19 protein-coding genes are annotated in these 24,366 nt (G+C 67.0%); 7 read left to right on the top strand and 12 right to left on the bottom strand.

All coding sequences use genetic code 11. The features are described from left to right. Positions 1-15 precede the first annotated feature (15 nt). Together P1IM2_RS11985 and argJ are read left to right on the top strand one after the other, a co-directional pair. Entirely contained in the window at positions 16-1,455 is a 1,440-nt protein-coding gene (locus P1IM2_RS11985; protein ID WP_058813093.1) for an aldehyde dehydrogenase family protein, read from the top strand. 137 nt (positions 1,456-1,592) lie between these two features. Next, positions 1,593-2,825, top strand: a complete 1,233-nt coding sequence (gene argJ, locus P1IM2_RS11980) for a bifunctional glutamate N-acetyltransferase/amino-acid acetyltransferase ArgJ (RefSeq protein WP_062900652.1) — start codon at positions 1,593-1,595, stop codon at positions 2,823-2,825. 10 nt (positions 2,826-2,835) lie between these two features. On the opposite strand, the gene P1IM2_RS18955 is transcribed toward argJ, so the two are convergent. Beyond that, positions 2,836-2,985, bottom strand: coding sequence for a hypothetical protein (locus P1IM2_RS18955; RefSeq protein ID WP_260834038.1), 150 nt, complete (start codon positions 2,983-2,985; stop codon positions 2,836-2,838). Here P1IM2_RS18955 and P1IM2_RS19075 point away from each other — a divergent pair. Further along, positions 2,914-3,141, top strand: coding sequence for an SEC-C metal-binding domain-containing protein (locus P1IM2_RS19075; RefSeq protein WP_409574540.1), 228 nt, complete (start codon positions 2,914-2,916; stop codon positions 3,139-3,141). The two genes, P1IM2_RS18955 and P1IM2_RS19075, sit on opposite strands and share 72 nt — an antisense overlap. Before the next feature lie 48 nt (positions 3,142-3,189). Here P1IM2_RS19075 and trxA read toward each other — a convergent pair whose 3' ends face one another. The 9 genes from trxA to ahcY form a co-directional block, all read right to left on the bottom strand. Beyond that, on the bottom strand, positions 3,190-3,510 hold the full coding sequence (gene trxA / locus P1IM2_RS11970; protein WP_003040459.1) for a thioredoxin TrxA: 321 nt from the start codon (positions 3,508-3,510) through the stop codon (positions 3,190-3,192). A gap of 41 nt (positions 3,511-3,551) precedes the next feature. Further along, a complete protein-coding gene (addA, locus tag P1IM2_RS11965; protein WP_186402611.1) occupies positions 3,552-7,019 on the bottom strand; it encodes a double-strand break repair helicase AddA in 3,468 nt (1,155 codons plus the stop codon). Then, positions 7,016-9,976, bottom strand: a complete 2,961-nt coding sequence (gene addB, locus P1IM2_RS11960) for a double-strand break repair protein AddB (RefSeq protein WP_186402610.1) — start codon at positions 9,974-9,976, stop codon at positions 7,016-7,018. The genes addA and addB overlap by 4 nt, the downstream gene beginning before the upstream one ends. Positions 9,977-10,100: 124 nt before the next feature. Then, entirely contained in the window at positions 10,101-10,820 is a 720-nt protein-coding gene (locus tag P1IM2_RS11955; RefSeq protein WP_186402609.1) for a nucleotidyltransferase family protein, read from the bottom strand. A gap of 4 nt (positions 10,821-10,824) precedes the next feature. After that, on the bottom strand, positions 10,825-11,817 hold the full coding sequence (locus P1IM2_RS11950) for an aminoglycoside phosphotransferase family protein (protein WP_260834036.1): 993 nt from the start codon (positions 11,815-11,817) through the stop codon (positions 10,825-10,827). Beyond that, positions 11,802-12,251 (bottom strand): tRNA (adenosine(37)-N6)-threonylcarbamoyltransferase complex ATPase subunit type 1 TsaE, encoded by a 450-nt coding sequence (gene tsaE / locus P1IM2_RS11945; RefSeq protein WP_062900655.1) that lies wholly within the window; start codon positions 12,249-12,251, stop codon positions 11,802-11,804. The genes P1IM2_RS11950 and tsaE overlap by 16 nt, the downstream gene beginning before the upstream one ends. Next, positions 12,248-14,596, bottom strand: a complete 2,349-nt coding sequence (locus P1IM2_RS11940; RefSeq protein WP_409574539.1) for a PAS-domain containing protein — start codon at positions 14,594-14,596, stop codon at positions 12,248-12,250. The genes tsaE and P1IM2_RS11940 overlap by 4 nt, the downstream gene beginning before the upstream one ends. Positions 14,597-14,784: 188 nt before the next feature. Further along, complete coding sequence (locus tag P1IM2_RS11935) at positions 14,785-17,862, bottom strand: TonB-dependent receptor domain-containing protein (protein WP_186402607.1); 3,078 nt, start codon at positions 17,860-17,862, stop codon at positions 14,785-14,787. Positions 17,863-18,020: 158 nt separating this feature from the next. Beyond that, positions 18,021-19,457, bottom strand: a complete 1,437-nt coding sequence (ahcY, locus tag P1IM2_RS11930) for an adenosylhomocysteinase (protein ID WP_409372288.1) — start codon at positions 19,455-19,457, stop codon at positions 18,021-18,023. A gap of 432 nt (positions 19,458-19,889) precedes the next feature. Here ahcY and P1IM2_RS11925 point away from each other — a divergent pair, with 432 nt between their 5' ends. Continuing rightward, entirely contained in the window at positions 19,890-20,285 is a 396-nt protein-coding gene (locus P1IM2_RS11925) for a hypothetical protein (protein WP_062900658.1), read from the top strand. A gap of 25 nt (positions 20,286-20,310) precedes the next feature. Here P1IM2_RS11925 and P1IM2_RS11920 read toward each other — a convergent pair whose 3' ends face one another. Further along, entirely contained in the window at positions 20,311-20,925 is a 615-nt protein-coding gene (locus P1IM2_RS11920; RefSeq protein ID WP_186402606.1) for a YqgE/AlgH family protein, read from the bottom strand. A gap of 112 nt (positions 20,926-21,037) precedes the next feature. On the opposite strand from P1IM2_RS11920, the gene P1IM2_RS11915 reads away from it, so the two are divergent. The 3 genes from P1IM2_RS11915 to P1IM2_RS11905 all read left to right on the top strand — a co-directional run bounded on the left by P1IM2_RS11915 (position 21,038) and on the right by P1IM2_RS11905 (position 23,860). Continuing rightward, positions 21,038-21,520 carry a peroxiredoxin gene (locus tag P1IM2_RS11915; protein WP_003040485.1) on the top strand — a complete coding sequence of 161 codons (483 nt, stop codon included), beginning with the start codon at positions 21,038-21,040 and terminating at the stop codon, positions 21,518-21,520. Between the two features lie 85 nt (positions 21,521-21,605). Beyond that, complete coding sequence (locus tag P1IM2_RS11910; RefSeq protein WP_186402605.1) at positions 21,606-23,090, top strand: AMP nucleosidase; 1,485 nt, start codon at positions 21,606-21,608, stop codon at positions 23,088-23,090. After that, a complete protein-coding gene (locus P1IM2_RS11905) occupies positions 23,087-23,860 on the top strand; it encodes an SDR family NAD(P)-dependent oxidoreductase (protein WP_186402604.1) in 774 nt (257 codons plus the stop codon). Before P1IM2_RS11910 ends, P1IM2_RS11905 begins: the two co-directional genes overlap by 4 nt. A 6-nt stretch (positions 23,861-23,866) precedes the next feature. Here the strand turns inward: P1IM2_RS11905 and P1IM2_RS11900 are convergent, their stop codons facing one another. Next, positions 23,867-24,349: an SRPBCC family protein gene (locus P1IM2_RS11900; protein WP_186402766.1), complete on the bottom strand. Its 483-nt coding sequence runs from the start codon at positions 24,347-24,349 to the stop codon at positions 23,867-23,869. Positions 24,350-24,366 lie beyond the last annotated feature (17 nt).

Genomic DNA, 24,366 nt, shown 5'->3' with positions numbered 1-24,366 from the left:
GCCGATGGGAGAAAGATGATGAGCGATACCGAAACGCACCTGAAACAGAATTACATCGGCGGCAAATGGGTCGACAGCAAGGGCGGCAAGCTGCACGACGTCATCAACCCGGCGACCGAGGAAGCGGCATCGACCGTCGTGCTCGGCACCGCGGCCGACGTCGACGATGCCGTTGCCGCCGCCAAGGAAGCCTATAAGACCTATTCGCAGACGACGCGGGAGGAGCGCTTGGCGCTGCTCGGCCGTATCGTCGAGGAATATAAGAAGCGCGGCGCCGATCTCGCCAAGTCGATGGCGGCCGAAATGGGCGCACCGGTCAGCTTCGCGGGCACCGCGCAAGTCGGCGCCGGCATCGGCGGCTTCCTCGGCACGATCGAAGCGCTGAAGAATTTCGAGTTCAGCGAACAGCATGGCGCAAACAAGGTCGTCTATGAACCGATCGGCGTCGTCGGGATGATCACCCCTTGGAACTGGCCGCTCAACCAGATTGCGCTCAAGGTCGCGCCCGCGCTCGCCGCCGGCAACACGATGGTGCTGAAGCCGTCGGAAGAATGCCCCGGCAATGCCGTTATTTTCGCCGAAATCCTCGATGCGGCAGGCGTTCCGCCGGGCGTGTTCAACCTGGTTCAGGGTGACGGCCCGACCGTCGGCAATGCGATCAGCGCGCATCCGGGGATCGAAATGGTGAGCTTCACCGGATCGACCCGCGCTGGCATCCTCGTCGCCAAGGCGGCGGCCGACACGGTCAAGCGCGTCCATCAGGAACTGGGCGGCAAGTCGCCGAACATCGTCCTGCCCGACGCCGATCTGGCCCAGGTCCTGCCCCCGACGGTGCAGGGCGTGCTCGTCAACACTGGTCAGAGCTGTATCGCCCCGACGCGTATTCTGGTCCACAAGGACCGCAAGGAAGAGGCCGTCGGCGTCATCAAGGCGATGTTCGACGGAACGCAGGTTGGCGATCCGGCGCAGGAAGGGGGGCATATCGGCCCCGTCGTCAACAAGGCGCAGTTCGAAAAGATCCAGGGCCTGATCCAGTCGGCGATCGACGAGGGCGCAACGCTCGAAACCGGCGGCACCGGCCTGCCCGCGAACGTCAACCGCGGCTATTTCATCAAGCCGACCGTCTTCTCGGGCGTCACGCCCGACATGCGGATCGCCAAGGAAGAAGTGTTCGGCCCCGTTGCGACGATCATGGAATATTCCAGCCTCGACGAAGCGGTCGATATCGCTAACGACACCGAATATGGCTTGTCGGCCGTGGTATCGGGCGATCCGTCCAAGGCCGCCGAGGTGGCACCGAAGCTGCGCGCCGGCATGGTCGCTGTCAACGCCTGGGGCCCCGGACCGGGCGCGCCCTTCGGCGGTTACAAGGCGTCGGGCAATGGCCGCGAAGGCGGTCTGTTCGGCCTCAAGGACTTCATGGAAGTCAAGGCGATCAGCGGCATCCCGGCGTAAGCCGGACGATCCTCCTTGTGGCGACGCCGCGGGGAGGACGACCGCCGGGAAGCGCTCGTCGCTGAACTCCGGCAGCAAAGCCCCTTCCGTTCGCGGGAGGGGTTTTTCTTTGCCCCCCCAACGGCTATGCGCGCGCCATGACTGATCGCTCGCCGCTCGCGCCCGCTGCCTTCCCCGCCCTGCCCGAAATCGCCGGGGTGACGCGCCGTATCGCGCGCGCGCACTACAAAAATTGGGACCGCTGCGACCTCACCTATGTCGAACTGGCGCCGGGTACCGTCGTCGCGGGCGTGACGACGCAGAATGTCTGCTGTTCGACCGAGGTCGAAATGTGCCGCGAGGGCATCGCGCACGGCCGCGCCCGCGCGCTGATCGTCAATGCGGGCAATTCGAACGCCTTCACCGGCTATCGCGGACGCGAGGCGGTCGAGCAGATCGTCGATCAGGTCGCTGCGCATCTGGCGTGCGATCCGAGGGAAGTCTTCGTCTGTTCGACGGGCGTGATCGGCGTGCCGCTGCCCAAGGACAAGGCGCACGCCGGCGTCGCCAAGGTCATCGGCTTCGACACGCCGAGCGCAAGCTGGGAAGAAGCGGCGCAGACGATCACCACCACCGACACCTTCCCGAAGGGCGCGGCGGCAAGCGCGGTCGTCGGCGGCGCCACGGTGCAAGTCGCGGGGATCGTCAAGGGATCGGGGATGATCGCGCCCGACATGGCGACGATGCTCGGCTATATTTTCACCGATGCCGCGGTGGCGCCCGATCTGTTGCAAGCGATGCTGAGCGACGCGACCGCCGGGAGTTTCAACGCGATCACGGTCGACAGCGACACGTCGACCAGCGACACGGTGCTGTTGTTCGCGACCGGGCGGGCGGGCAATCCGGTGCTGACGACGCGCGACGATCCGGGCGCCGACGCGCTTTATGCGGCAATCCAAAGCGTTGCGCTCGACCTTGCGCAGCTTGTCGTGCGCGACGGCGAAGGTGCGTCGAAATTCATCGAAATTACGGTGACCGGCGCGGTCAGCGATGCCAGCGCCAAGCGCGTCGCGCTGTCGATCGCCAATTCGCCGCTGGTCAAGACCGCGATCGCGGGCGAGGATGCCAATTGGGGCCGCGTCGTGATGGCGGTGGGCAAGGCAGGCGAACCTGCCGACCGCGACCGGCTGGCAATCCGCTTCGGCGACCATTGGGTCGCGAAGGACGGGCTACCCGTCGACGGCTATGACGAGGGCCCCGTTGCGGCGCATCTGAAGGGCCAGGACATTCGCGTCGGCGCCGACCTCGGCCTCGGCGACGGGCGCGCGACCGTTTGGACCTGCGACCTGACCCACGGCTATATCAGCATCAACGCCGACTACCGGAGTTGACCGCGATCTTTTAGATCCGCCCACTGCGCGCAATCAGGTGCGCCGACCACAGGAGGCCGTCATGGTACGGCAAAAAGACTTCGCCGACCTGCCTTGCTTTCGAGACACCTCGAAGCGGCGTAAGGGTTACCCGTCCGAAACGCAGGTCAAGCGTGGTCATCGCTTCGTCCGCGGCGATATCGAACTTATCGAAAAACTCGGCCGAAAAGACCCGTGCCCATGCGGATCAGGCCAGAGGTTTCCGCAATTTCTGCCTCGCTTCGGGCCGGTTTCGATGGCTCCGAACGACACGACTATTGGCGTGACTGACCGATAGAAGGCTCCCCCCGACACCGATCACTCGGCGTCGGGGGGCTAGCTAAAATCAAAGCGCGCCTTCGAGCCAGCCCTTAAGCGCGCTCTTCGGTGCGGCGCCGACCTTGGTGTCGGCGATCTGGCCATTCTTGAACAGGATCATCGTCGGGATGCCGCGCACGCCATATTTGCTCGGCGCGTCGGGATGGTCGTCGATGTTCAGCTTGGCGATCACCACCTTGCCGGCGAGTTCGTTCGAAATTTCTTCGAGCGACGGGCCGATCATCTTGCACGGACCGCACCATTCGGCCCAGAAATCGACGAGCACGGGGGTGTCGCTGTCGAGGACATCGGCCTGAAAGCTGGCGTCGGTGATTGCCTTGGTTGCCATCGTCTGAACTCCTGAAATTCTGAAAAATCGTTGATGCCAAGCTAGGACGTCGGGGCGCCCGGCTCAAGAGGCGGCGGCGGCAAATTCGCCTTGGCGGCAAGCAAGCCGGGCTTGTGCGGTGCCAGCACGGCATCGTCGAGCGCGATGAGGCGCGGCTCCGCCGTATAGAGCAGCGCCGTTTCGACGCGCCGGCCCGGAAAGATGACCGCCAGCGCATCGCGATAGGCCGCCATCTGGCGCAGATAGGCGGGCGCGACATCGGCCGCGCTCCCGGGTATCCGCCGCCCGGTCTTGTAATCGATCACTGTCACCGCGTCGTCTGTCACGCGCAGCCGGTCGACGACCCCCGCCACGACCATGCCGTCGACCACCGCCGAGAGCGGCACTTCGGCCAGACTGTCGGGGCCGAAGAGTGCGGCGTGCGCCGGATCATCGAGGATGGCGAGCACCTCGTCCGCCATCGCCATACGCGCCGCATCGTCGAGCGTCGGTGCCTGCACCGCGAGCCAGCGCAGCGCCGCCGCGCGCCGCCTATCGGTCGCGACCGGCGGCAGGCGTTCGAACAGCGCGTGGAGCAGCAGGCCGCGCGTCACCGCCGCGACGCGCGCCGCCCCCTGCGGCGGCACCGCGACATCGTCTTCGCCCAGCGCCGAGGGCGCGAGCGGACGCGGCGGGCGCGCCTCCTCGGGCGCCGGGGCGTGGGTCCAGGCGGGCAGCGCGAGCGGCGGCGGTGCGGCGCGCACAGCCGCATCCCTGCGCGCCCATTTGCCGTCATTGATGCGGTGGACACGGCGGCGGCCCCACAGCGGCCCCGCATCCTCCCAATCGCAACCAAGCCCCTCCAGCGCCATCGCGGCCGCGCTGTGCCAGCTTGTCTCGGGCACCGACAGGTCGGGCTTTTTGGTAACGCCCGCGACGATCAGCATCTCTTCGGCGCGGGTCATCGCGACGTAGAACAGCCGCCAATGCTCCTGCGCCGCGGCATCGGCCGCGTCCTGATAGGCCTGCGCCAGCGCACCCTGCCGCTCGTCGGCGGGCATCGCGAAGACGGGCAGCTTTTCCCAGGCGGCGACATCGACGGTGAAGGGACGATGACCGATCGCGGCATCGTCGGTCGCATCGGCGAGAATGACGATCGGCGCCTGCAAGCCCTTCGATCCGTGCACCGTCATCACGCGCACGACGTCGCTGCGCGCTTCGGTCTGCCGCTTGATATCGGCGCTGCTGCCCGCGATCCGGGTCAGAAAGCCGAGTAGCGACACGGTTTCGCGCGCCTCGAACGCCAGCGCCTGGCTCAGCAGTTCGTCGATCGGGTCGCGCGCCTCGCGCCCCAGCCGCGCGTACAGCTTGCGCCGTCCGTCGATCGGCCCTGAGAGGATCGTTTCGAGAAAGCGGAAAGGGGTCGTGAAATCGGCCATGCCGAGCAGTGCGCGCAGCGCCGCCATCGTTGCGGGCGGCATAGTCTCCTCATGGGAGCGCAGATGTTCCCAGATGGCGGCGCGGCCGCGCTTTGCCGTACGCGCGTAAAGCTCGTCCTGCGTCCAGCCGAGCAGCGGCGACACGAGCAGCGCGGCGAGGTTGAGATCGTCGAGCGGCTGCACCGCGAAGCGCATAGCGGCGATCAGATCCTGAACCGCTAGCGGCTGGGTCAGCGCGAAGCGGTCGACGCCCGCGACGGGGACGTGCAGCGTCTGAAGCCGCGCGACGATCCGCGCCGCCAGATCGCGGCGCCGGCGTACGAGGATCATGATATCGCCGGGCGCCACGGGGCGGCCATCCTTGCCGTTCGCGATCCAGTCCTGCACCTCGCCCGCGATCGCCTTGGCCAACCGCATCGAGGCAGGATCGGAGGCGGGGGCGCTGCCGTCCCCCTCGTCCCCGCCGTCCTCCGCGGCTGCGGCATCGATCGCCTTGCCGACGGGCAGCGGCGCCCAGAGTTCGACCTGGCCGGCCTGCGCGCTTCGAAACGGACGGTGTGGCGGCTCTTCGCCGTCGAGTCCCATCGCTATCGTCCCGCCGTCGCCGAGCCAGCGGTCGACGACGTCGAGCACCGCGGGCGTCGAGCGATAGTTGGAAACGAGATCGACCTGGCGGAAGGGCTGGCCGCCCATCTCGCCCATCGCGTGGAACATGTCGCGCGCGTTCGCGAACGCCCTGGGGTCGGTGCCCTGAAAGCCGAAGATCGCCTGCTTGCGGTCGCCGACCGTGAACAGCGTCCGCAGCCGGTCGTCCTTCGCGCTGACGCCCGCGAAAAACTCTTCGGCGAGCGACAGGACAATGCCCCACTGGCGCATGTTCGTATCCTGCGCCTCATCGACGAGGATATGGTCGGTGCGCTGATCGAGCTTGAAGCGCACCCATTCGCCGAAGCTGCTGACACGCAGCAGCGTCCCGGCGAGCGTGATGAGATCGTCGAAATCGGCAAGCCCCGCATCGCGCTTGGCGAGCGCATAGGCTTCGGCAAAGCGCGCGCCAAGCTTCCACCCCGCCGCAAGATCGTCGGCGACGCGCATCGCGGTCGCCGTCGCGCGCAGCCGCCCGGCGGCATCGACGATGCGCACCGCGCTATCGGCACAATCGGTCATCCGGCCCTTATCGCCCGCAAAATCGGCGCGCAGCTCGCCCTTGCCGGTCAGGAAACAGCCGAGCAGTTCGTCGAGCATCGCGGCGCGCGCCGAGGCCTCGGCGATGAGCCAGCCGACCATCTTGTCCGAACAAGCCTCGCCGGTCTTGGTACCCCACGCCGCCCCGCTGGTCGCGACCGCCTTGATATCGGCGTCGGAAATCGCCCCGCCTGCAATTTCGGCAGCGAGCCACGCATCCGGATCGCCGCCCGGCAGGTCGAACGCCGCGCGCAGATCCTGCGCCGCGGGCGGCAACGCGGCGCGCGGGCCACCGAAGACCGCGGCGCAGCTCGACAGGAAGGCAAGCGCGGATTCCTGCCCCAGCCGCCGCGACAGCATCGCCGCAACCGCCCGCAGCGCCTCGCGGTCGGGATCATGCTCGAGCAGATCGCCGAGTATCTGCCGCTTCAGCGCCGCTGCTTCATCTTCCTCGATAGCGCGAAAGCCGGGAAGCAGCTTTGCCTCGAGCGGAAAGCTGGCGAGCAGGGTCTGGCAGAAGCTGTGGATCGTCTGGACGCGGATCGCGCCGCCGGGGCTGTCGATCACTGTCGCGAACAGCGACCGCGCGCGCGTCATCAGCCCCGGCCGCTCCCAGTCGAGCCCCAGCGCGTGGAGATCGAGCCGCAGATCGCCGTCGCTCATCCGCACCCAGGTCGCGAGCCGTTCGTGGATGCGGTGCGCCATTTCGGCAGCGCCCGCCTTGGTGAAGGTGATGCACAGGATCGCCTGCGGCGAAACGCCGTCCAGCATCAGCCGCAGCACGCGCGCCGACAGCACCTGCGTCTTGCCGGTCCCCGCCGATGCGCCGAGCCAGACATGGCTTTCGGGATCGGCGGCGGCGCCCTGCCGCGGGTCGAGGATGGCGAGGCCGGCGCTCTTGCTCACAGCCCGTCCTCCCCGCGCCCGAACCATTCGTCGCGGCGCATGAGCTGGTCAAAATCGCCATAGCCGCGGCCCTCGCCGGGCAAGAAGGGCGCGTCGCCGAGCAAATAATCGCGCGCCAGCCGGGTCAGCGTGTCGGCGGCATGGTCGATCGCCGCCTCGGCGGTCTTGAGCGTGCTGCGCGGGCCATAGCTGTTCGAAATCCGCCCCGCACCGTCGGCGCGGCGATCGGGACGCAAGCTCCAATATTCGAGCGCCACGACGGGGGCGGCATCGATACCCTCCATCGCCCCTTCGCGCGCAAGCAGGCCGAGCAGCCCGAGCTGATTGTCGAGCCCGTCGGCGGCGGCCTGCGCGCTCGGCGCGCCGCCCGATTTATAATCGATGATGGCAAGGCCATCGGGGCCGCGGTCGATGCGGTCGGCCTTGCCATGCAGCGTGATGCCGTCGTCGGTCCGTTCGCCCCGCGCCTCGACTGCGACCGGCTTGCGCTCGGCCTCCCAAACCTGCTCCGCAGCCCAGCGCAGCGCGGGTGCGATACGCGGCAGCCAGAAGGCGCGCGCAAGCCCGTCGAGCGCGGGATCGGCGGCGAGCGCGGCCAGTTCTGCCTCGAACGCGTCGCGCGTGGCGCCGCCGCGCACCCAATCCTCGAACAATTTATGCACCCGCGTGCCGCGCCAGCGCGGATCGGGAGCGGCGCTCAATGGATCGAGCGCCGAAAGGCCGAGCATCCGGTCGGCATAAAAGGCAAAGGGATCGCGCGCGAGCTTGTCGACGCCGGTGACGCTGATCCGGCGCGGACGGTCGGCAGCGGGCGGCTGCGGCGCCGGACGACCGGCGGGCTGCGCGCCGCCCGGCGGCAGGTCGATTTCGGCGGCAAGGCGCGTGAGCGGCACCCCGCCCGGTGCGGGTTCGGGAAGCTTGCCCGCAAGCGCCGCGAGCCGCAGCCAGAAGCGCGAGGCGACGGCGGGATCGCCGCCGCTGCGCTGCGCGCGCGTGACGACGATCTTTCCGCCTCCGAGCGCGCCCACGAAATCATGCGCCGCCATCCCCTGCTGCCGTTCGGGCGCGGCAAGACCGAGCAGACGGCGGATACCGGGCGCGAGCCACGGGTCGGGTTGCGTCGCGGCGGGCCAGCGCCCTTCGTCGAGTCCGCCGAGAATCATCAGGTCGGCCCGCTGCAACCGCGCCTCAAGCAAGCCCCAGATGAACAGGCGCGGATGCCCGCCATAGGGCGGACGCACGCTCGCTTGCCCAAGCAATTGCCCGAGCATCGCGGGAAAATCGGCAGGATCGACAAGCGCCGGCCCGGCGCCGCGCGCCAGCGCCCACTGGTCGAACAGTTCGGCGAGCATCCGGCCCGCCGGCCCCGCCCACACCGCGTCGCCCGCCAGCCATTCGGCAGCGCGCTGCAACGCCGCGAGCAGGTCGGCGGGCGGCGCCGGCCCGGCACCAAAGGGCACGAGCGCGGCGGCGAGTTCGGTCGAAACACGCGTCCACCAGGGCGCCATCTGGACCACAATGGCATGACCGCGCGCCTTGGGATCGGCAGCGCGCGCCGCAATGCGCGCGCTCACCCCGTCCCATCCCGGAAGCAGTCCGGGCTCACGCAGCGTCAGGTCGAGCCGCCGCACCTCGTCGAGCCACATGGTGCGCTCCCCTCCCGCACGCACGAGCGGATGGCCGAGCAGCGCCACCAACGCGACCGGATCGAAGGCGGCAGCCAGGTCGGCAAGCAGCAGCAACAGCGCGCCCGGCGCGGTGCGCGACAGCGGTTGGCCGGCGCTGTCATCGACACTGATGCCCCAGCGCGTCAGCGCGGCGGCGACGCGCTCGGCGAGCGCGCGGTCGGGGGTTAGGAGGGCGGCCGTGCGCCCCGGCGTCTCGATCGCCTCGCGCATCAGCAGGGCGATTCCCTGCGCCTCCTGCCCGTCGTCGGCGAAGACGGCGCCCGACAGGCCGGCAACCGCCGCCGACAGATCGCCCGCCGCCTGCCACTGGGTGCTGTAGTCCGCGGGCGCGAAGAGCAGCGACGCGAAGGGCGTCCGCGCTTCGGGGCCATCGTGCGGCGATGCGGCATCCCATGGCTGCACTTCATCACGAGCAACGCCCATGCGATCGAGCAGCAGCTTCAGATGATATTGCGGATGCGTTTCGAGCGGGCGTCGATCGTCATCCGCATCGGGCCGCGTCGGGCCGAGCGCATCCCATTCATCCGCCGTCATCACCTGATCGAGCCCGGGCAGCACGACCATGCCGCGCGTCATATCGGTCACGGTGCGGAGCAACCGCGCGATGGCAGGAGCAGCGGTGGTAACGCCCGCCGCGACGACGAAGCGCGCCGGCGGCGCCGCACGCCATCCCGCGGCAACGCGATCGAGAAGCAAGTTGCGGCGCGCCGCGCGGTCGATCGCGCCGGTCCTGGCAAGCGTGGCCGGCCATTCATCGACCAGCAGCCGCAGTCGCGATAGCGACGCCCGCCAATGGTCGGCAAAGGCGCCGAGATCGAGGTCGACGAGCGCCGAAACCGGCACCTCTTCATAATGAAGCTGGTCGATCACGCGGCCGAGTCCGTCGGCAAGCTGGAACGCCGCTGCGCCGGTGATTGCCGGTTCGCCCGGCGGCGTATGCCGCTCGATGAGTTCGGCGAGCAGCAGGCGCCGGTGCAGCGGATCGATAGCAGGCGGCAGCGGATCGTCGTCGATCGCATCGAGCGACAGCGCGACCGATTCGTCGAGATCGGTATCGCCGATCACCGCCAGCCGCGGCATGAGAAGCCCCTGCCCGCCCGCGCGGACGAACGCCGCCTGCACCGCGCTGCGCGCCCGATTGCTCGGCAGCAGGATCAGGCCGTGCGCCAATCCCAGCGCGCCGTCGTCGAAGCGCGCGATTACCCCGGCGGCGAGCGCGTCGGCGAAGGCCCGATGAATCGGGATGGAATAGAGGGTGGGTTTGGACATCTCCGTCATTGCGAGCGCAGCGAAGCAATCCAAGGCGGCTTACGCAAGCTCTGGATTGCTTCGCGCAGTTCGTCCCGAACGCCTGCAAAGCAGTCGAAGGGCTCGAAATGGCTGCGGAAAGGAATCAAACCTCGCTCAGCGCCGCTTCGGTTGGTGCAATGCTGGCGGGGGTGCCGACGTCGAACCATTGCCCCATGTGCGACAGGCCATAAAGCCGCCCCGCCGCGATCGCGCGGTCCCACAACAGGTTCGTCGAAAAGGGCCCTTCGGGCGCGCCAACGAGCAGGCGCGGCGAAATGAGCTGGATTCCGGTATAGACGAAAGGCGCGACACGGCCGGGCTTGCGCCGCGACAGCTTGCCGCCCGGGTCCATGTGAAAATCGCCCTTGCCACCGTGTCCCGTCGCACTCGCCTGACGGATTACGAGGAGCAGCGCATCCATCCGATCGCCGTCCCAGTGGCGCGCCAGATTACGGATGCTGTCCTGCGGCCCGTCGGTCCAGATATTGTCGCTGTTGACGACCAGGATCGGATCGCCCTTGAGCAGCGGCAGCGCCTTGACCATGCCGCCACCGGTTTCGAGCAGTTCGCCGCGCTCGTCCGAAACCGCCAGGGTAAAGGATCGCTTCTGCTTTGCGAGATGCGCCTCGAGCGCGTCGGCGAGATAATGGACGTTGACGACGACATGGCCGATCCCCGCCGCCTCGATCCGGTCGAGGCTATGGTCGATCAGCGGCTTGCCGGCCACGCGCACCAGCGGCTTGGGCCGCGTCGCGGTGAGCGGGCGCATCCGCTTGCCGATCCCCGCAGCCATCACCATCGCGCTTTCGATCGTCGCGCTCATGCCGTCACTCGCTCCACGCCGCCGCGCGCTTGGCGGCGGGCACATTGTCGTCGAACCATTTTTTGACCGGTGCGAGCACCGGATGCGCAAGGTCGCGTTCGAGCAGACCCCACATGCGCGGCTGGAACTGGCGGTATCCGGGCTTGCCGTCGCGCTTCCACAAGCGCACGAAAACGCCCAGGATGCGCGTGTTGCGCTGCGCCGCGAGCGCCCAATAGGCAGCGCGGAACGCCGTACCCTGTCCCGTCGCAGCGACATAGCGATCGAGCATTGCCGCCTCGACCATCGGGGTCACGTCGCGGCGCGCGTCCTCGAGCACCGAGGCAAGGTCATAGGCGGGATGGCCGACCAGCGCGTCCTGAAAATCGAGCAGGCCGAAATGTTCAATGCCGCTGCGTCCATCGACGAGCATGATATTTTCAGCATGAAAGTCGCGCAGTACGGTGACACGCGGCAAGCCGTCCTGCTCGACGGGCGCCAGCGCCGCCTGCCACGCCGCGCGAAATCCGTCGCGATCGACGGCAAGGTCCAGCGCGGGGCAGTACCAGTCGGTGAACAGCATCACCTCGTCCAGCCATTGTTCGATGCCGTGGACGGGCAGCCCCGGCATCGCGGGGCGCGCGTGCAGATGGACGAGCAGGTCGGTGACCCCGGCGTAGAATTCGGCCTCCGCCGCCGGGCGCGCGTCGAGCGTTTCGCGCAGCCGCACGTCGCCGAAATCCTCGATCAGCAGCAGGCCCCGCGCCAGATCGCGGGCGAGGATCGCGGGCGCGGTCATCCCCTGTTCGCACAGCCATTCGGCGACCGCGATGAAGGGGCGCGGGTCTTCGTGCGGCGGCGGCGCATCCATCAGCACCGCCTGCCGCCCCTCTCCGACAACGCGGAAATAGCGGCGGAACGAGGCATCGCCCGCGAGCGGCAGAATGCGGGCCTCGCCCCAGCCATGCGCGGCAAGAAAGGCGGGCGCATGGTCGGGCGGAATCATCTGAGCGGCCATCGCGCTTCCCAAGCGGGCGGCACCGCCGCTGTCAAGACGCGCGCATCGCCCCCTCCCGAAATCGTCAGCGCCAGCGCGTCGGGCCATGCCTGGGCGCCCAATCGTTCGGGCCATTCGATCAGCAGCGCGCCGTCGTAGAGATAATCGTCGAGGCCGAGTTCGATCAGTTCATCCTCTCCGTCGATGCGATAGAGATCGACATGCGCGATCGGCAGATCGACTTCGGGCGGGGCGTAGGGCTGGACGATCGCGAAGGTCGGGCTCGGCGCCTCGCCCGCCAGACCGCGCGCTTTGAGCATCGCGCGCGCCAGCGTCGTCTTGCCCGCGCCGAGGTCGCCCGACAACAGCACGACATCGCCGGGCCTCAGCGCGGCGCCGATGGCGGCACCGATGCGATCGGCGTCTTCGAGATCATAGGCGCAGCTGAAGCTCATCCGCGCGGCAGGGTGACGCGGACCAGCGTGCCCTGTCCCTTTTCGCTGAGCACCTCCATCGTGCCGCCGTGCGCGGCAACGAGCTGGCGCGCGAGCGCGAGGCCGATGCCGCCGGTCTGCGTACCCGCCTGCTGCCCCTTCGTCACCGCGGCGACCGCATCGGGCATGCCGGGGCCGTTGTCCGACACGACGATCTCCACTCCGCGCGCGTCGCCGTCGGCGTGGAGCAGCACGCGCCCGCCGCTGCGCTTGGCCGGGGCAGTAAAGCGGATCGCATTGTCGAGCAGCCCGCCCACGACCCGCGACAGGCGCGGCGCATCGCCTTCGATACTGCCAAGATTGTCGGACAGATTGCCGACGAGTTCGATGTGTTCGGTCTCGGCGAACGGAGCCGCGTCGGCGAGCGCCTTGCCGAGCAGCGCGCGGACGTCGACCGGCGCGCGTTCGACCGCCAGCGTCCCCGCCTCGCCCTGCGCGAGGTCGAGCACATTGTCGATCTGGCGGCCGAGCACCGCGACCGAATCCATGATCGCGTCGACATAGGAGCGCGCGGCAGGCGGAAGTTCGCCCGCATAACCCGCCTGCAGCATCTCGCCGAAGCCGCCGATCGAGGTCAGCGGCGTGCGCAGTTCGTAACTCATCCGCGACAGAAAGGCGGTCTTGACCTTGTCCGCCGCTTCGAGCGCCTCGTTGCGTTCGCGCAGCGCGCCCTCCATCTTCCGGCTGGCGGTGATGTCGAGCATGATGAGCAGCGCATTGCCGTCGGGCAGCGGGATCGAGGCGAAATCGAAATGGCGCCCGTCCTTGAACCGGATTTCGCCCGCGCGCTGCGTCCGCTCGAGCGTCGCGGCGCGGATCACTTCCTGGACGATGCTGATCTGGTTGGGCTTGGCGAGCCGGTCGGCGAGGCCGTTCATCAGCACATCGACGCGCGGATGCGCCGCAAGGGTCGATTCATCGACGCCCCACAGGCGGCGGAAGCGCTGGTTCCACAGATGCAGGCGGCCATCGGGAGCGAAGACCGCGATCGCCTCGAACAGATTGTCGAAGGTTGCGGTGCGCACGCGCAGCAACGTGTCGCGCGTCGAGGCCAGTTGCACCTGCTCGGTGCGATCCTCGGCGATCAGCAGCAGGCCGCCGTCGGGGGTCGGCTGGGCGACGACGTGCAGATGGGTGCCGTCGCGCAGGCGCCATTCCTCCTCGCTCGCGTGCGGCAGCGCGAACCAGTCGACATGCGCCTGCCGCCATTCGGGATAGTCGCGCACCTCGGGCGTCCGGCCGCCCTCACGCCATGCATCGAGCAACCGCGCGAGCGCCCGGCCTTCGGACACATCCTCGGCCGTCACGTCGAACAGCCGGCGAAAGGGCTGGTTCGCAAAGACAAGGCCATGATCGGGGCCGAACTGTGCCACCGCCGCCGACAGCCGGTCGAGCAATTCGCGCTGCGTATCGACGAAGCGGCGGTGCGCGCCGCGCTCGCTCTCCAGCTCCTGAATATCGATCGCATAGCCCGCGATGCCGATGACGCGGCCGCCCTCGGGCGCCAGCGGCACGTCGACGACCCGCATGATCCGGCGCTCGCCCTCGATCGTCACCGGGACGGTGCGCATATGCGCCGAGCCCGCGGCACGCGCCGCTTCGGCCGCGTCGGTCGCGCTGACCCCGGCGATCGGCTCGCACAATTCGGTGCCATCCTCGATCACCCGCGCTGCACTTTTCGCCTCGACCGCCCGGACATAGGCGGTGTTGACGAGCGCGAGGCGAAGATCGGGTTCGCGGAACCACATCGGAAACGGCGCCGCCTCGATCAGTCCCGACAGCGCCTCGAACGCCGCCATCGCCTCGTCGCGCTCGATCCGCGCCTTGGCGAGCGATTGCTGGCCGTCGGTCGCATCGCTGAGCCACAGCAGAACGCTGCCCGGTCCGCCGACCGACTGCGGCGCCGCCACGCCCTGACAGACGATCGTACGGTTGCTGCCCTGCGGACGCAGGCTGAGCGTGAAGGGTTTGGCACCGCGCTGGGCGCCGAGGATCGCCTGGCGCAACGCTTCGTGCGCCTGCGCGTCGAGCCCGGCGCCGAGTCCGTGAAGCTCGTCGAAACTGCGCGGTCCGGCATCGAGCCCGAGCCAGCGGCCGAGCCGCTCGCTCGCCTCGATGCGCCAGTCGCCGCGCACCACGACGGGCAGATAGGGCGACGCTTCGAGCAGGCTGGCGAGGCGTTCGGTCTGCCCGGCGACGAACGCCGAGCGCCGCTGCATCGCAACCCCGCGCCCGACCGCCCACAGCCCAGCGACCAGCCAGAGCGCGGCGAACAGGCCGAGCGCGAAGAGCAAGCCCGCGCTCATCGGCACGGGCATCGCGCCGATCGAAGCAAGAGGACGACAGGGACGCCGGATATCATCCGTCTGCCCCTATCGACTGCGCAGCCTCTATTCAATCGTCCGCCGCACAGGCACGGCGGAACAGGACGCCGGAAGGCCTCGTCCGGTCGAATATCCCCCGCACCCCGCGCGGATTGCGCGCCGGTACGCGGTCAGAATTTTGCCGTCGCCGATGCGCGGAAATAGCGTCCTAAAATGCCCGAATAATAGGTGATCGTGCCATTGGCCGCCGGCGCCGGGAACGGCGGTTTTGCGTCGAAGACATTGTCGACGATCAGGCGCAACGAAAACTGCTTCGACACGTCGACGCCGAGCGAGGCGTTGAACAGCCACCACGAGCCGACACCGCTATATTCCAGCGCGTTGGGCGCCGCGTCGGCGTTCCACACACTCTTGCCATAATATTGCGTTTGCCAGAGCAGATTTACCGGGCCGCGATCGACCGTGACATTCGCGGTGAACGAATGTTTGGGATTGCCGATTTCGCCGCGCGCGGTGTCGATATCGCCGGTTCCGACGCGCGTTTCGAGCTTGTCGAGATAGAAGTAATTGAGCGACAGGCCGAGCGCCGTGTCCGCCGCAATCTCGCGCCGATAGGCGATTTCGGCGGTCAGGCCGCGGAAGTCCATCGACGCCGCATTGGCATAGCCGGTGCGCACGAAAGTCACTTGCCCGCCCGGATCGCGGTCGATCTGGCCACAAACCGTCGCCGGATAGGCGACCGCATCATAGCAAGCGTCGAGCGTCTGGCCGGCACCGAGCAATATTATCGCATCGCGCAGCCGGATATCGACCCAGTCGGCGGTGATCGTCAGACCAGGCACGAAGCGCGGGCGGACAATCGCGCCGACGGTCCAGCTGTCGGCGCGCTCGTTCTTGAGTGCGGCATTGCCCGAAACCGAGATCGGCGCCGTGAATCCGACGATGTTCGACGTGAAGGCATCGGGGTTCGCTATCCCCCCGGCAATGCAGTTTGCGCGCCGCTGCGCCGGGTTCGGTCCCGAATTGACGAAGCGGCGATCGCACGGATCATTGGCCGTTGCAAAGGCCAGCGACGTCGGGCTGAAGCTTTCGGTGATCGCGGGCGCGCGCACCGAGCGGGTGAAATTGCCGCGGATTGTCACATCGGCGACCGGCGACAATCGTCCGCCCGCGGTCCACGTCCAGTCGCCCCCCGCTGCCGAATGATCGATATAGCGCGCCGCGCCGTCGAGTTCGAACGCATTGACGAAGCTGTCCATCCCCGGCGTAACGACCGGAATCTTGAGCTCGCCGGAAAATTCATTCGTCGTGAAGCTGCCCCGCACCGGATCGATCGGGATGCTGCGGCCAAACGGCATCCGGAATCCGCCCCCGACATCCTCGCCATAATAATAGGCGCCGGGGTCGAAAGCGGTCTTCTCGTGCCGATGTTCATAGCCGAGCGAGGCGATGACATCGCCGCCGGGCAGCTGGAACAGCGGCCCGTTGACCGACGCGCTCAGCACGAACTGCGAATTGGTCGCGGTCGGATCGGCGATCGTCGTCACATAATCGAGCGCAGCCTGGCTGAAGCGGCCGACACCGAACAGGTCGAGCGGCGCGCAGGTGGCATTTAGCGTCGCGATGTTCGCGTTGCTGTATCCGGGGCGGCAGATGATATTGCCGTTGGCGGCACCGCCGCCGAACACACCCTCATCGACGGCATCGACCGCGTTGAGGAAATTCTGCTGCACCAGCACACGTTCACGCCCACGCGTTTTGGAATGGCCGTAGTTGGCCGAGACATCCCATTTGTAGATCCGGTCGCCGACGCCGAGTTCGCCGTCGAGCCCGGTGACGAAGCGATAGAGTTCGACCGTCGTGTCGGCGCGGCCCGTCGTCAGGTCGGTATTGGCACGGGCCATCAGAAAGCTGTCGGGAGCCGTCGCAAAATCGGGATTGCCGTCGCCGTCGGCATCGATCGGAATCCCGCCGAGCAGACCATAGGCGGCCAGATTGTCACGGATTGTCGCCCGGTCGGCGTCGTTCAGATAGGGATTGTCGAGGCTGAGCACCAGATTGCCGTTCGGCGACGTTCCCGGTCCGGCCAGCGCCGTGTTATACAGCGGCTGGGCCGCGATGTTCGTCCCTTTGCTGTGCGCATACCAGCCCTCGCCGAACCAGCGGACCGTGTCGCTCAGGTCGAAACTGCCGAGCGCGGTTGCGAGATAGCGGTCATTGTTCGTCGAGAGATTGCCATAATCTTTCGTCGCGAAGCCGTTGCCCCCCGAGCTTTCGAACAGGCTGCCCGTGCGCGTCCCGAAGTCGAGCGGGACGAGCCGGCCCGCGTCGTTGAACGTCAGGACATTGCCCGATGCATCGAAAATTCCGCCGAATTCGGGGATGCTGTCGAAGGCAAGCGGTACCCCGCTATTTGTAAAAACGTTGAGCCGCTGATCATAATAGAGCTGTTGCTGAAAGGGTGAGGCCGGATCGGCGGCGGTCGTGAAGAAGGGGCCGGCGGCGCTCGTCAGAAAGCGATCGCCCGTGGCGAGGCCGCGTGCGCGATTCCATTCGCCGCTCAGCGTGATATGGCCCCGCCCGTCAGCAAAATCGGCGCCCCAGATGACGCTGATGCGATAATCCGGCGCGTCGCCGCGCTGCGACACGCCCGCCTGGCCTTTTATTTCAAGCCCGTCGAAATCCCGCTTGAGGATGATGTTGACGGTGCCCGCGATCGCATCGGAGCCATAGATGGGTGCGCCGCCGACCGCGACCGTTTCGATGCGATCGACCAGCGTTTCGGGGATGACGTTAAGGTCAACCTGACTGCCCGGCCCCGCCGGCCCGAATACCGAGGCGGTATTGGACGACACGAAGCGCCGACCGTTCACCAGCGTCAACGTGCGCTGGCTGCCCAGCGAAAAGAAATCGACAAAGGTCTGCCCCGAACCGAACGGCCCCTCCTGCGCACCGACATTGCTGTTGCCGGGAACGCCGAAGGCGGCAATTTCCGACAGCGCCTGCGCGACATTGGTATAGCCGCGGCGGTCGATCTGGTCGGAGGTGGTGACAAGCGTCGGCTGGATCGTGTCCGCATCGGTGCGCGCAATGCGCGACCCGGTGACGATGATCTGTGTACTGCTGTCGGCGTCCGCCGACGCATCCGGCACAACATCCTGCGCCGCAGCCGGCGCGGCGGCCGCCAGAATAGCCAGCGCGGACAGGCCGCCATAAAGCCCTGCTCGCATCGCGCGCACGGTAATCATTCCGGGAACTCCCTCGTTTAAGCGATGCCCCCCGGCTGCACCAAAATCTGAATCGAGCGAGCGTTGCCCCGAACCCCCAAAAGCAAAGGGCCACGCCCCCATCCGGTCTCCGGACGGCAGCGCGACCCTACAGTCTGCTTATGAAAAATTAGTAACGATCAGTAACGATAATGATCGGGCTTGAACGGTCCATCGACCGGCACGCCGATATAATCGGCCTGCTTCTGCGTCAGCGTCGACAGCTTCACCCCCAGCTTTTCGAGGTGCAGCGCTGCGACCTTTTCGTCGAGATGCTTGGGCAGGACATAGACGTCGTTCTTGTAATCGTCGGCCTTGGTAAACAGCTCGATCTGCGCGAGCGTCTGGTTGGTGAAGCTCGACGACATCACGAACGACGGGTGCCCGGTCGCACAGCCGAGGTTCACGAGGCGGCCCTTCGCCAGCACGATGATCTGCTTGCCATCGGGGAATTCGACGAGGTCGGTGCCCGGCTTCACTTCGGTCCACTTGTAATTGGCGAGCCCCGCGATCTGGATTTCGCTGTCGAAGTGGCCGATGTTGCAGACAATCGCCATCGGCTTCATCGCCGCCATATGGTCGGCGGTGATGACGTCGGCGTTGCCGGTCGCGGTGCAGAAGATGTCGGCGCGGGCGACCGCTTCGTCCATCGTGACGACTTCATAGCCTTCCATCGCCGCCTGCAGCGCGCAGATCGGGTCGATTTCGGTAACCAGCACGCGCGCGCCGCCGTTGCGGAGCGAGGCGGCCGAGCCCTTGCCGACGTCGCCAAAGCCCGCAACGCACGCAACCTTGCCGGCCAGCATGACGTCGGTCGCGCGGCGGATTGCATCGACCAGGCTTTCCTTGCAGCCATACAGGTTGTCGAACTTCGACTTGGTGACGCTGTCGTTCACGTTGATCGCCGGGAAGGGCAGCTTGCCTTCCTTGGCCAGCTGGTAAAGGCGGTGGACGCCGGTCGTCGTTTCTTCCGACACGCCCTTGATCGCGCGCACGCTCTTGGTGAGATAGCCCGGCTTGGCGGCAAGGAATTCCTTGAGCGCACGGACGAATTCGACTTCTTCGGCGTTGGTCGGTTCGAACAGCGGCTCGCCCGCTTCGACGCGCGCGCCCCACAGCGCGAACATCGTGGCGTCGCCGCCGTCATCGAGGATCATGTTCGCGGTCTGATCGTCGCCCCAGTCGAAGATCCGACCGACATAATCCCAATATTCAGCAAGGCTTTCGCCCTTCACCGCGAACACCGGCGTGCCGCCGGCAGCAATCGCGGCAGCGGCATGATCCTGGGTCGAAAAGATGTTGCAAGTCGCCCAGCGCACGTCGGCGCCCAGCGCGATCAGCGTTTCGATCAGCACCGCGGTCTGGATCGTCATGTGCAGCGATCCGGTGATGCGCGCGCCCTTCAGCGGCTGCGCCGCGCCATATTCGGCGCGCAGCGCCATCAGGCCGGGCATTTCGGTTTCGGCGATCGCGATTTCCTTGCGTCCGAAGTCGGCGAGGCCGATGTCGGCAATCACATAGTCGGCGGCGCCGTCCTTGGTCTTCGCCGCCGCGATTGCGGCATTGGCGGCGGTAATGGTGGCATTGGCTGCGGTGGTGGCCACGGGGGAGTCTCCATATTGGCGAGTACGGCCGCAGGCGAGCGGCCCCGAATTGTCGAGCAATTATGTTGCGCGCCCTAACCGAAAGCGCGTCGCCATTCAAATATAAACTTTTCTTTATATCTGCAAGGCGCGGGTCGCAGTCGGACGCGGCGCAGGCACGATTCGTCCGCCGCCAATCGCGAGGCAGCGCAAAATAAAATTCGGGCGCGCGCCAATGTTACAACCCGCGGGGCGCAATTGTGACACGGTCTTGCAACAGCCAACTTCCTAAGAAATTTGCCTTATAATGCGCCTTGCGCTCAGCATAATCCGGCCATGTGACACCAATGTTACATAGCCGGCGATTCATTGACTTTCATCCCGACAAACGAGAAAATAGGTCAAAGTTTTCGGGGAGATACCTAGATGAAAAAAATTCTGCTCAGCCTGGCAGCCCTGGCCGTCGCGTCGCCGGCGATGGCTCAGTCGATCATCGTCACGGGCACCGAGGACAGCGCCTCGACGCCGCTGTCGGTTGCCTTTGAAGAATTGCAGGCGGGTGAAAACAAGGCGGCAGTGGCGAAGCTGACCGACGGCCGGGTCGATGCCCGCGATCCGTCGCGGCTGATCAATTTGGGCACCGCCTATGCCCGGCTTGGCCGCACCGCCGACGCCGCGACCGCCTATCGGTCGGCGATCGACAGCCCGATCCGCTACGACCTCGAGCTTGCGAACGGCGATTTCATGGATTCGCGCTGGGCCGCCCGAACCGCGCTCGCGCGGCTTGGCCAAGGGCGCCCGCTCCTCGCCCTGGCGCACTGACGCAGCGGATCGACGGGCGGCGATCCTACGCTTCGCCGCCCTCCACCGTCAGCAGGCGCGCATCGATGCCGGCTTCGGCAAAGGCCGCCTGCCACCGCTGCGCCGGCGGCGTGTCGAACAGCAACGCGTCGCTGCCGGGCGTCAGATGCCAGGCGTGGCGTACCATTTCCTCTTCGAGCTGCCCCGGTGACCATCCGGCATAGCCGAGCGCGACGAGCCATTGCGACGGCCCGCGCCCCTCGCCGATGGCGCGCAATATGTCGTGCGAGCTCGATATCATCCAGCGCCCCGACACCTGCACCGCGCCCTCGCCCGACCAGTCGCGACTGTGGAGCACGAAACCGCGCGACGGTTCGACCGGTCCGCCCAGAAAGACCGGTTGATCGAGCGGAGCGTCGTGCGCGATATCGAGCTGATCGAGCACCGCACCGACGGTCATGCCGTCGATCGGATCGTCGATGCCGATCCCCATCGCACCATCCTCGTCGTGGCTGATCATCGCGATGACGGAGTGATCGAAACGCGGATCGCCGATGCCGGGCAGGGCGAGCAGCAATTGGCCGGTGAACCAGGTCGGCGCCTTTTCCATCGCCCCATCATGGACTGCCGGGCGCGCACGGTCCAGCGTCTTTGCGGCCATATCGACGAACGGCGGGGTCCATTGTGCAATGCGAACGCTGCGCCGCTTGACTCGCGGCGGCGCACACCCAATGTCTCGCCCGCACAAGACCCCCCAACGAAAGGATGCCAGCATGACCATCACTACCGGAGACTCGCTGCCCGACACCAAGCTGGTGAAGGTCACCGAAGGAGGCCCCGAACAGGTTTCGGCCGCCGATTATTTCAAGGGCCGTAAGGTTGCGCTCTTTTCGGTTCCAGGCGCTTTTACGCCGACCTGTTCGGCCAAGCACCTGCCCGGCTTCGTCGAGAAGGCAGCCGAACTCAAGGCCAAGGGCATCGACGAAATCGTTTGCACCGCGGTCAATGACGCCTTCGTCATGGGCGCCTGGGCGAAGAATGCCGGCGCGACCGACAGCGTGACGATGCTTGCCGATGGCAATGGCGATTTCGCCGAAGCGGTGGGGCTGACCATGGATGGCAAGGCGTTCGGCATGGGCAAGCGCGGCCAGCGTTTCTCGATGGTCGTCAACGATGGCGTCGTCGAGCAGCTCAATGTCGAAGCCCCGGGCGAATTCAAGGTGTCGAGCGCCGACCATATGCTCGAACAGCTTTGAGCAGTTTGCGGATTGAAATGAGGGGCGGCGCGGCGCGGCGCCGCCCCCCTTTCCTTTTGTCATATTTTCGTGCAACAGCGTCGCGATGACATCAGAATCATCGAACGAAAATATCGTCGACCCCACCACCCTTGTCGAAGGGGTCATCGCCGAACTTCAGTCGCGTTTCCGAACGTCGGTCGGCAATCTCAAATCCGCCATCGCCGCCTTCGTCCGTGACGGCACCTCGCCGCCCGCCGACGCCGCCGCGACCGGCCTGTTTGACTATCCGGCGCTGCGCCTCGTCACCAATGGCGAGTTTCGCGAAGGCCAGGGCGGCCACAACCTCGCCTTCGGTCATTTCGAGCGGGCGGGCGAGTTCGTCACGACGGTAACGCGCCCCGATCTGTTCGAGGCTTATCTGCGCGAACAGCTGACCCTGCTCGTCCGCCACTATGAGGTGACGCTGGAGGTGACGCGCACCGGGCAGCAGATCCCCTTCCCCTATGTGCTCGATGCCAGCGACGGGTCGGACATGGGCCGCGTCACTCCGCTCGAACTCGCGCGCCATTTTCCCACCACCGAGCTCGCCGATATCGGCGACGAGCTGGCCGACGGCCTGTTCGGCTTCGACCCCGCGGCGGCGCAGCCGCTCGCGCTGTTCGACGCGCTGCGCACCGATTTCAGCCTCGCGCGCCTGCGCCACTATACCGGCACCGCGCCCGAGCATTTCCAGCGCTATATCCTTTTCACCAACTATCACCGCTATGTCGACGAATTCGTCGCCTGGGCGGGAGCGCAGGTCGGCAAGGGGCGCTACACCGCGCTCGCCGGCGCGGGCGGCCTCTATGTCGACGAGCCGGATATCAATGCCAGCGCGCTCGCGAGCGACAGCGCGTGGCGGCGGCACCAGATGCCCGCCTATCACCTGATTGCCGAGGGCGGCAGCGGCATCACGCTCGTCAACATCGGCGTTGGCCCCTCGAACGCGAAGACGATCTGCGATCACCTCGCGGTGCTGCGGCCCGAGGCGTGGATGATGATCGGCCACTGCGGCGGGCTGCGTCCCAGCCAGCGGATCGGCGACTATGTGCTCGCCCACGCTTATCTGCGCGACGACCATATCCTCGACAGCGTGCTGCCGCCCGAAATTCCGATCCCGCCGATCGCCGAGGTCCAGCAGGCGCTGGCGAGCGCCGCCGAAGCGGTGTCGGGAACCAGCGGCGCCGACCTCAAGAAACGGATGCGCACTGGCACCGTCGTCACCACCGACGATCGCAACTGGGAATTGCGTTTCACCGATTCCGCGCTGCGTTTCTCGCAGTCGCGCGCGATCGGCATCGACATGGAGTCGGCGACCATTGCGGCGCAGGGCTACCGCTTCCGCGTGCCTTACGGCACCTTGCTGTGCGTGTCCGACAAGCCGCTCCACGGCGAACTCAAGCTGCCCGGACAGGCCAACCGTTTCTATGAAGAAGCGATCGCCGCGCATCTCCAGATCGGCATCCGCACCTGCGAATTGATGCACGACGAGGGCGCCAAGCTGCACAGCCGCAAGCTGCGCGCGTTCAACGAGCCGCCGTTCCGGTGACACAGGCAGCCGCCCTCTCGCGCTCCGTCGCGGGCCGCGTCGCAATCGTGACCGGCGCGGCGAGCGGCATGGGGCGGGCGACCGCACTGCTGCTGGCGCGCGAGGGCGCGAAGGTGGCGGTCACCGACCTTGACCCTGCCGCATGCGAGGCGGTTGCCGCGGAAGCCGGCGACGGCGCGCGCGCTTTCGCGCTCGACGTATCTGACGGCGAGGCGATCAAGCGTGTCGTCGCAGACGTCGCGGCGCATTTTGGCGGGATCGACATCCTTATCAACAACGCCGGCGTGTCGAGCTTCTGCCCGCTCGATGCAGGCGACGATTATGACGCAATCTGGCACCGCGCGATCGCGGTGATGCTGACCGCGCACCAGCGCATGGTGCGCGCGGCACTCCCATGGTTGCGGCAGAGCAACGCGCCGCGCATCGTCAACATTGCCTCGACCGAGGGACTGGGCGCGACGCCCGGCGACACGCCCTATGTCGCGGCAAAGACGGGCGTGACCGGGCTGACGCGTGGGCTGGCGGTCGATCTGGGCAAGGATGGCATCACCGTCAACTGCATCTGCCCCGGCCCGATCCGCACCGCGATGACCGACAAGGTGCCCGACGCGGACAAGGCGATCTTCGCACGGCGGCGCACCGCGCTGCGCCGCTATGGCGAACCCGAGGAGGTCGCGCATGTGACGCTGAGCCTCGTCCTACCCGCGGCGAGCTATATCACCGGCGCGGTGATCCCGGTCGATGGCGGGCTGATGGCGCGCAACGCGTAGACGGCATCAGACATAGAAATCGGCGCGCAGGTTTACGCCGCGTTCGACCCAGAGTTTGAGCGCGCAGAGCATCTGCGTCCAGCCATGGCAATTGCCGTAGCTGCCGTCGAGCGCCGCCTGCGTTTCGCGCCAGCCGCCTTCGGCGATTTCGACCAGCGTGCGGCCGTCGTCGAGCGGCTTGAAGGTCATCGTCACGCGGGTGCGGTAAGCGGCATCTTCCATCGTCCCGCCCTCTATCCCCGGCGCCTGGCCTTCATAGGCTGCCCATTCCAGCACGATCTTCTCATCCTGCACCACCTCGATTACATGGACCGGAAAGGCGCCGGGATAATCGTGGAAATCCCACGTCACCACCGCGCCCGTCTCGAGCCGCCCCTGCGCGCCGCCGGTGGTGAAATAGCGCGAAAGCTGCGCGGGATCGGCAACCGCCTCGAACACCTCATGCACCGGCTTGGCGATGCGCGCCGCGACCCTGAATTTCAGTTCCATCGTCATTCTCCACTTGA

Source organism: Sphingopyxis sp. P1IMeth2 (assembly GCF_900185685.1).
Taxonomy (GTDB): domain Bacteria; phylum Pseudomonadota; class Alphaproteobacteria; order Sphingomonadales; family Sphingomonadaceae; genus Sphingopyxis; species Sphingopyxis terrae_A.
The sequence above is the reverse complement of the archived record's forward strand: the minus strand, read 5'-3'. Positions and strand labels throughout refer to the sequence as shown.